This is a genomic window from Subdoligranulum sp. APC924/74 (assembly GCF_003324125.1).
In the GTDB taxonomy this organism is placed as follows: domain Bacteria; phylum Bacillota; class Clostridia; order Oscillospirales; family Ruminococcaceae; genus Gemmiger; species Gemmiger qucibialis.
In genome coordinates, this window is sequence record NZ_PSQF01000109.1 from 1 (window position 1) to 7,655 (window position 7,655).

4 protein-coding genes and 1 other annotated feature are annotated in these 7,655 nt (G+C 56.2%); of the genes, 3 read left to right on the plus strand and 1 reads right to left on the minus strand.

What is annotated here, in order from left to right:
* The first annotated feature begins 235 nt into the window (after window positions 1-235).
* Window positions 236-508, plus strand: a binding site (T-box leader).
* Window positions 509-591: 83 nt separating this feature from the next.
* Together asnB and C4885_RS16710 are read left to right on the plus strand one after the other, a co-directional pair.
* Complete coding sequence (asnB, locus tag C4885_RS14455; protein WP_114001007.1) at window positions 592-2,172, plus strand: asparagine synthase B; 1,581 nt, start codon at window positions 592-594, stop codon at window positions 2,170-2,172.
* Window positions 2,173-2,358: 186 nt separating this feature from the next.
* Window positions 2,359-3,435, plus strand: a complete 1,077-nt coding sequence (locus tag C4885_RS16710; protein ID WP_199488126.1) for a hypothetical protein — start codon at window positions 2,359-2,361, stop codon at window positions 3,433-3,435.
* 351 nt (window positions 3,436-3,786) lie between these two features.
* Here C4885_RS16710 and typA read toward each other — a convergent pair whose 3' ends face one another.
* The gene (gene typA, locus C4885_RS14465) at window positions 3,787-5,619 is read right to left on the minus strand and encodes a translational GTPase TypA (protein ID WP_114001008.1); all 1,833 of its coding nucleotides are present in this window, start codon (window positions 5,617-5,619) and stop codon (window positions 3,787-3,789) included.
* Between the two features lie 291 nt (window positions 5,620-5,910).
* On the opposite strand from typA, the gene C4885_RS14470 reads away from it, so the two are divergent.
* Window positions 5,911-7,566: a putative manganese-dependent inorganic diphosphatase gene (locus C4885_RS14470; RefSeq protein WP_114001009.1), complete on the plus strand. Its 1,656-nt coding sequence runs from the start codon at window positions 5,911-5,913 to the stop codon at window positions 7,564-7,566.
* Window positions 7,567-7,655 lie beyond the last annotated feature (89 nt).

Below are 7,655 nucleotides of genomic sequence, written 5' to 3' on the forward strand. Positions count from 1 at the left end.
GGTACCGCAACCCGACATTATCGAGCATTTTGGCAACGCAGATGCCGTGCCGCAGCTGCCGGAGCGGTGCTTAAGCCACAAGGCGGGAATTGTGCGGTGTTGCCTTAAACCATAAATAAACAGCAGCCCCGCCGGAACGCACCCCCGGCGGGGCTGCTGCTTTGCTGCGCGGCAGGGAGCAAAACAGTAAAAAAAGTTCTTGACAACCTTTGTGGATGGTGCTATTCTTTAGCTGTTAAAAGCATTGATCGGGAAAAGTACCATCCAATAGCTGCACAGAGAGCCGGGCCATGAGCTGGAAGCCCGGACAGGGAAGGGATGCGAAAGAACACCCGTTAGCTGCAAACCCAAAGCGGGCATTCCCCGCAAGTAAGGGCGCCGCACCGCCGCGCGTTAAAACGGCAGCGTTTCAAAGGTGAACGTGTACGGAAAAAGTGACCGTATGCCATTATTCGGGCTGCGGTAATTTAGGTGGCACCGCGGATCAAGACAGCGATTCGTCCTAATACAAGGACGAAGTGGGCTGTCTTTTTTTGTTACCATTTCGCAGGGAAGAAATACTGGTGTAAATGGAAAAAGGAGTGTTACCAAATGTGCTGTGTATTAGGGTATGCCGGGCATGATCTGTCCAAAGAAAAATTTACCGAATTGTTGATGCGTACTGCTTCCCGCGGGCCGGATGACCAGCGTGTGGCAGAAACTGAGTTTGGCCTGCTGGGCTTTGGCCGTTTGGCCATTATGGGTCTGACCCCGGAAGGCATGCAGCCCTTCTTCCGCGGCAACGACTGTGTTGTCTGCAACGGCGAACTGTATGGCTTCCGCCCGGTCAAAAAAGAGCTGGAAGCTGATGGCTACACCTTTGAGTCGGATTCTGACTGCGAGATCATCCTGCCGCTGTATTACAAGTACGGCCTGGATATGTTCAATCATCTGGATGCCGAGTTCGCCATGATTTTGTACGACAGCCGCAAAAAATGGCTGATCGCTGCGCGTGACCCCATCGGTATCCGCCCGCTGTTCTATGGTTATAGCAAATCCGGCCACATCGCCTTTGCTTCCGAGGCCAAGAACCTGATCGGCCTGTGCAAAAAGATCTATCCGTTCCCCATCGGCAGCTATTACTGCAACGGCAAGTTTGTGCGCTACTGCGATATTGCCGATACCCCCGCTTACAACACCGATGATATGGACACCACCCAGACCAAGATCCGCGAAAAGCTGGTGGCCGGTGTGGATAAGCGGTTGGACGCCGACACTCCGGTGGGTTTCCTGCTTTCCGGCGGCCTGGATTCCAGCCTGGTGTGTGCCATTGCCGCCAAAAAGCTGGGCAAGCCCATCCGCACCTTTGCCATTGGCATGAGCGAGGACGCCATTGACCTGAAGTACGCCAAGCAGGTGGCGGATTACCTGCACGCCGACCACACCGAGGTCATCATCAACAAGGAAATTGTGCTGAACGCGCTGGAAGAAGTTATCGCCATGCTGGGCACCTGGGATATCACCACCATCCGCGCTTCGGTTGGCATGTATCTGGTGTGCAAGTACATCCATGAGCATACCGATATCCGTGTGCTGCTGACTGGCGAAATTTCGGATGAGCTGTTCGGTTACAAGTACACTGACTTCGCCCCCTCCGCCCACGAGTTCCAGGCAGAAAGCCAGAAGCGCATCCGTGAGCTGTTCATGTACGATGTGCTGCGCGCAGACCGTTCCATCAGCGTCAACAGCCTGGAAGCCCGCGTGCCGTTCGGTGATCTGGATTTTGTCAAATATGTCATGTCCATTGACCCGGCCCGCAAGATGAACATTTACAACAAGGGTAAGTACCTGCTGCGCAAAGCCTTTGAGGGTGACTGGCTGCCGGAAAGCATCCTTTGGCGTGAAAAGGCAGCGTTCTCGGACGCCGTGGGACATTCCATGGTGGATGACATCAAGGAGTATGCCGAGAGCTATTACACCGACCGTGAGTTTGCCGAAAAGAGCGGCAAGTATGCCTACTGCCGCCCCTTTACCAAGGAAAGCCTGCTCTACCGTGAAATTTTTGAAAAGTATTACCCCGGCCAGGCAGAGATGATCGTGGATTACTGGATGCCCAACAAGGCATGGCCCAACTGCGCCGTCAACGATCCCAGTGCCCGCGTGCTGAAAAACTACGGCGATTCCGGTAAATAATTTTACGAGGGCTTTGTGTTCCTTCTTTGAAAAGAAAGAACTGAAGAAACTTTAATAATATAGATTAAAGGCACCCCCGCCGTGGATGCACAACTCCGCGGCGGGGGTGCGTTCTATACGCTGCCACTTGCCCCAAACCGGGGGATAGGCTATAATGAAGGAACCAAACAAAAGGAGCATTTTTGCATGAACATCCGTCCCGCGCAGCAGGGTGATTTGCCCGCGCTACTTGAAATATTTGCCCATGCCCGCGCTTTTATGGCACAGACCGGCAACCCCACCCAGTGGCCCGCTACCTACCCCGGCGCAGAGCTGATGCAGCAGCAGATCGCCCGCGGCGTCTGCTATGTTCTGGAGGGTAATGCCCGCCCGGAGGCAACGTTCTGTTACATTCCCGGCCCGGAACCGACTTATGCCGAAATCTATGATGGTGGCTGGCCGGATGATGCTCCCTATGCCACCATCCACCGCATGGCATCGGCCGGGCGGGTGCATGGGGCGGCGGCAATCTGCTTTGCCTGGTGCGCGGCCCGCGGCCTGCCCCTGCGCGCCGATACCCACGCGGACAACAAAGTAATGCAGCACCTGCTGGAGAAAAATGGCTTTGTGCGCTGCGGCAATATTACACTGGCGGATGGAACTTCCCGCATTGCCTACCATTGCACTGTGCCGCCGCGCGGGGGCAAACAGCAAACTGCTGCCCAGGCCGCCGCAGCGCTGGCCCAGGCAGCCAAAGCTCTGCCCAAACCAGCCGACGGCCCGCTGCTGGTTGCATTGGATGGCCGCTGCGCCGCGGGCAAAACCACCATTGCCGCCCAGATGGCCCGGCAATACGGCTGGGGTGTGGTGCACTTGGATGACTTCTTTTTGCAGCCGATCCAGCGCACCCCCCAGCGCATGGCGGAGCCCGGCGGCAACCTGGACCGCGAACGCCTGATTGCCGAGGTGCTGGAACCCCTGCGCGCCGGGCAGCAGGGGAGCTACCGCCTGTTTGACTGCCGCACAATGGCGCTTGCCCCCGGCACTGTACCGCTGCCCCAGACGCCGATCATTTTGTTGGAAGGTTCCTACTCCTGCCACCCGGACCTGTGGAATTACTGCGCCTTGCACGCCTTTGTGGATGTGGAGCCTGCCGAGCAGCTGCGCCGCCTTGCTGCGCGCGCCCCGGAAAAGCTGGAAGATTTCAAAACCAGATGGATCCCCAAAGAGGAAACCTATTTTGCACATTTCCAGATCCCGGAACGGTGCGAGGTGAAGGTATAATTACGGCACGTTTTGTAAGCCCCTGCCGGCCTATAAAATGCTGTCAGGGGGGGGGATGCCCTTATCCCGCCACGAAAAATCATAAATGGTTTGCTGTGCACCTAAAAAATATTTGCAGGGGACGATGCTTGCATCGCCCCGGAGTGTTTGTCCGGTGAGGAACATTTGAAAGAATGCGTTGCTTATTTTGGGCGGGGGGCATACACATCCAAATATAATATAATAAAACCAAAAATCCCGGCACGATTTTCATTCCAAAATCATGCCGGGATCTTTATTATTCTATGCGAAGCCGATTAAAGTTTTTCGCCGAAGCCTTTTTTCAAAAAGGCTGGAAAGGCAAACTTAACATCAACCCTTGCTCTTTTTGCTGGTGGCCTTCATGCGCAGGTCGTGGTCCAGGATGCGCTTGCGGATGCGCAGGTTCTCCGGAGTAACTTCCAGCAGCTCGTCCGGTGCCAGGAATTCCAGGCAGCCTTCCAGGCTGAACTTGGTCACGGGGATCAGGCGCAGAGCATCGTCACTGCCGGATGCACGGGTGTTGGTCAGGTGCTTGGTCTTGCACACGTTGACGGTGATGTCCTCACCGGTCGGGGTGTAGCCAACAACTTCGCCCTCGTAAACCTTTTCGCCTGCGGTCACAATCAGGGTGCCGCGCTGCTGGGCATTGAACAGACCGTAAGTGACGGCATCGCCGGTATCAAAGCTGATCAGGGAGCCGCTGGAACGGGTGGCAATGGGGCCGCACCATTCTTCGTAACCATCAAAAATGGTGTTCATGATGCCTTCGCCGTGGGTGTCGGTCAGGAACTGGCTGCGGTAGCCAAACAGGCCGCGGCTGGGCATACGGAACTCCAGACGGGAACGGTTGTTCATCATCTGCATGTTCATCAGGATGGCCTTGCGGGCGCCCAGAGCGGTCATAACGTTGCCCTGATAGGTTTCCGGCACGTCAATCACAACGCGCTCCATGGGCTCCATGGTCTTGCCGTTCTCCTCATGGGTCAGAACATGCGGGGGGCTGACCTGCAGCTCGTAACCTTCGCGGCGCATGGTCTCAATCAGGATGGACAGGTGCATTTCGCCACGGCCCATTACGCGGAAGGAATCGTTGGTGGCAGAATCTTCCACACGCAGGGCAACGTCCTTCAGCAGCTCGCGCTGCAGGCGGTCACGGATCTGGCGGCTGGTGACGTACTTGCCTTCCTTGCCGGCAAACGGGGAATCGTTGACGGAGAAGGTCATCTCAACGGTAGGATCGTTGATCTTAACAAAGGGCAGTGGCTCAACCTTGCTGGGGTCGCACACGGTGTTGCCGATGGAAATATCGGGCAGACCGGCAAAGGCAACAATATCACCGGCAGCGGCCTGCTCAATGGGCTCGCGGCCGTTTGCCTTAAAGTCAAACAGCTTGGTGATGCGGCCGGTCATGTGCAGGTCGGGGTTGTGCCAGTCGCAAACCTGAACAGCCTGGCCAACCTTGATGATACCGTTCTGCACGCGGCCAACGCCCATGCGGCCCACAAAGTCGTTGTAGTCCACGCTGGAAACCAGCATCTGCATCGGGGCTTCGGGTTCACCCTCCGGCGGGGTAACGTACTTCAGGATGGTATCAAACAGCGGCTTCAGGTCGGTGCCGTTTTCGGGGTGGGTCCAATCATAGCTGGCGGTGCCGTTACGGCCGGAGCAGAACACCATCGGGCTGTCCAGCTGCTCGTCGGTAGCGCCCAGGTCCATCAGCAGCTCCAGGATCTCGTCAATAACTTCCTGAATGCGGGCGTCGGGACGGTCGATCTTGTTGACGGCAATGACCAGAGACAGATTTTGCTGCAAAGCTTTCTGCAAAACAAAACGGGTCTGGGGCATGCAGCCTTCGGCTGCGTCAACCAGCAGCAGAACGCCGTTGACCATTTTCAGCACGCGTTCTACCTCGCCGCCAAAGTCGGCGTGGCCCGGGGTGTCAACAATGTTGATCTTGACGCCTTTATAGACGCAGGAGCAGTTCTTTGCCAGGATGGTGATGCCGCGTTCACGCTCGATGGCGCCGGAGTCCATCACGCGCTCAGCAACCTGCTGATTGGAGCGGAATGCGCCGGACTGCTTCAGCATCTGATCCACGAGGGTGGTCTTGCCATGGTCAACGTGGGCGATAATGGCAATATTGCGAAGATTTTCTTGGATCATAACCTACGATACCTCTTTATACTTTCAAAATCTGGGGTTTGGTGCACGAACATAGGTTGCGGCAGGGGCTAACATCCCAACTGCAGCACACTTATACTATATTGTACGGCACCATGATGAAATTGTCAAGAATCGTAAATTGTTTTTTCTTATGGTATAATTAAAAATAATCGTGGGGAATTGCGCGGTTTTCTGGTTATTCTACCAACAACATGGTTTGCGGTAAATAACCCAAAAGAGGGGAAAGGCCGCTGCATATACCCCTTGCATTGATTGGGAAAGGGAAGAACTATGCCAAAGACACGCCGTAAGGTCAACATCATTGGTCACCGCAACCCGGATACAGACTCTATCTGCTCTGCGCTGGCCTATACCTACCTGAAAAACCAGCTGGGGGATGCTGTGTACGAAGCCCGCCGTGCCGGGCAGATCAACCGCGAAACCGCCTTTGTGCTCAAGCATTTTGGGGTGGAGCCGCCGCGCCTGTGTACCGATGTCAGCCCCCAGGTGAAGGACATCGACATCCGCGAGCAGCCCGGCATTGATAAGGAAATGAGCATCCGCGCCGCATGGAGCATGATGCGCGACACCGAGATCGATACCTTGTGCGCCATTGACGAGGATAAAGAACTGCTGGGCCTGATCACCGTTAAGGACATTGCCAATGCCAATATGGACCTATTTGATACTGAGGTTCTGGCAAAATCCCAGACGAGCTACAAAAACGTGCTCAGCACCCTGGAAGGCGAAATGCTGCTGGGCGACCCCGATGCCTGCATTACCTCCGGCCGCATTTTTATTGGCACCAGCCCGGAAATTATGGATGGTGCCGTGAACCCCGGTGATATTGTGCTGGTGTCCAACCGGTACGAAGTGCAGATGTGCGCCATTGACTGTGGCGCTGGTGCCATTGTTGTCTGCTGCGGCTCTGCTGTGCCGCGTACCATTTTGGCCCGCGCACAGGAAAAAGGATGCATTGTCATTACCACCCCGTTTGATACGTACGCCGCCGCCCGCCTGATTTCCACCGCCGCCCCGGTGCGCCACTTTATGCGCAGCAAGAACCTGTTGGAATTCAGCGTGAATACTGCAGTGGAAGACGCCCGCAAGGTCATGGCCAATGTGCGCCACCGCTATTTCCCCATCCTGGATGCCAATGGCAAATATTGCGGTGTCATCAGCCGCCGTAATTTGTTGAATGTGCACCGCAAGCAGGTCATTATGGTGGACCACAACGAGCGCGGTCAGGCTGTGGATGGTCTGGAGCAGGCGGAGATTCTGGAGATCATCGACCATCACCGTCTTGGTGCACTGGAAACTGCCGGGCCGGTGTATTTCCGCAATGAGCCGGTTGGCTGCACCGCTACTATCATCAGCCGCATGTATGAAGAGCACGGTATAGAGATCCCACCCCAGATTGCAGGCCTGCTGCTTTCCGCTATTCTGTCGGACACGCTGATGTTCCGTTCGCCTACCTCCACGCCGCTTGACCAGCACATTGCCGAAAAGCTGGCCAAGATCGCGGGCGAGGAGATCCCCACCTATGCGGAGCAGATGTTTGAAGCCGGCGCCGACCTGACGGGCCGCACGGCGGACGATGTGTTCTTCTCTGACTTTAAGGTATTCAGCCGCGGCGATGCCAAGTTCGGCGTTGGCCAGGCTATTTACATGACCTCCAACTCCCGCTCGGCGGCAGAAGCGCTCATCACGCCATTTTTGCCGGAAGCACTGGCCCAGGCCGGTGTGCCCATGGTGTTCTTTATGTGCACCGATATGCGTGCCCAGGCCACAGACCTGCTGTTCTGCGGCCAGCAGGCGGAAGAAATTGTGCGCAGCGCATTCCATGTGGAAACCAAGGACGGCAAAGCTGTGCTGCCCGGGGTTGTCAGCCGCAAAAAGCAGCTGATCCCCCCGCTGATGGCGGCATTGCAGGCACTGCAAGCGTAAGTTAGGAGTTAGGGCAACACCGCACAATTCCCGCCTTGCGGCTTAAGCACCGCTCCGGCAGCTGCGGCACGGCATCTGCGTTGCCAAAA